General features: G+C 49.0%; 7 tRNA genes and 1 rRNA gene. All 8 read right to left on the bottom strand.

Annotated elements, in window-relative coordinates:
* Positions 1–40: 40 nt before the first annotated feature.
* Positions 41–115 (bottom strand) — tRNA-Met (locus tag SNE38_RS19090).
* A gap of 53 nt (positions 116–168) precedes the next feature.
* Positions 169–261 (bottom strand) — tRNA-Ser (locus tag SNE38_RS19085).
* A gap of 33 nt (positions 262–294) precedes the next feature.
* A tRNA-Met gene (locus tag SNE38_RS19080) sits at positions 295–368 on the bottom strand.
* Positions 369–387: 19 nt separating this feature from the next.
* Positions 388–464 (bottom strand) — tRNA-Arg (locus SNE38_RS19075).
* A 13-nt stretch (positions 465–477) separates the two neighbouring features.
* Positions 478–566: transfer RNA gene (locus SNE38_RS19070), tRNA-Leu, on the bottom strand.
* 104 nt (positions 567–670) lie between these two features.
* A tRNA-Lys gene (locus SNE38_RS19065) sits at positions 671–746 on the bottom strand.
* A 10-nt stretch (positions 747–756) separates the two neighbouring features.
* Positions 757–832: transfer RNA gene (locus SNE38_RS19060), tRNA-Val, on the bottom strand.
* 11 nt (positions 833–843) lie between these two features.
* Positions 844–959: ribosomal RNA gene (rrf, locus tag SNE38_RS19055) — 5S ribosomal RNA — on the bottom strand.
* Between the last annotated feature and the right edge of the window lie 27 nt (positions 960–986).

Raw genomic sequence — 986 nt, 5'->3', positions numbered from 1 at the left:
TGACAGGCAGGCATGTTAACCGCTACACCACGGGACCATTTGGTTGCGGGGACAGGACTTGAACCTGTGACCTTCGGGTTATGAGCCCGACGAGCTACCACTGCTCCACCCCGCGACAATATTATTTCTTCTCTTGTTTAAATATGTATTAATACCATATAGATAAAATGGAGGAGGTAGAGGGATTCGAACCCCCGCGCGGTGTTACCCGCCTGTCGGTTTTCAAGACCGATCCCTTCAGCCGGACTTGGGTATACCTCCACAATAATTAGATGAATCTATAAATTCAAAAGATGGCTACCGAGGGAGTCGAACCCACGACCTTTCGGGTATGAACCGAATGCTCTAGCCAGCTGAGCTAGGTAGCCATAAGTATTAAAATATATATGGCGCGCCCGGCAGGAGTCGAACCCACAACCTTCTGATCCGTAGTCAGACGCTCTATCCAATTGAGCTACGGGCGCTTATTATTAAAAATGGTGCCGAGGGCCGGAATCGAACCGGCACGGTGATCACTCACCGCAGGATTTTAAGTCCTGTGCGTCTGCCAGTTCCGCCACCCCGGCATTTATAGAGCAGAAGTGACGTGGTGGTGATGTTCTACCACTAAGATACTTCGACAAATGCATAGGATATTTTTATTCTGACATTATAGAGTTTTATAAAAAACTGGTGAGCCATGAAGGACTCGAACCTTCGACCCTCTGATTAAAAGTCAGATGCTCTACCAACTGAGCTAATGGCTCTTGCATAAGATGGTGGAGGATGACGGGCTCGAACCGCCGACCCCCTGCTTGTAAGGCAGGTGCTCTCCCAGCTGAGCTAATCCTCCAAAAAAAATAAGCGAAGCGATGTCCTACTCTCGCAGGGGGAAGCCCCCAACTACCATCGGCGCTAAAGAGCTTAACTTCCGTGTTCGGTATGGGAACGGGTGTGACCTCTTTGCCATCATCACTTCACTATATGGTTTCTTACGAAACCTCTAG

Origin of the sequence: Solibacillus ferritrahens (assembly GCF_037027585.1) — a bacterium.
Lineage (GTDB): Bacteria > Bacillota > Bacilli > Bacillales_A > Planococcaceae > Solibacillus > Solibacillus ferritrahens.
Note: the sequence above shows the minus strand (reverse complement) of the source record. Positions and strands in the feature narration are given on the sequence as shown.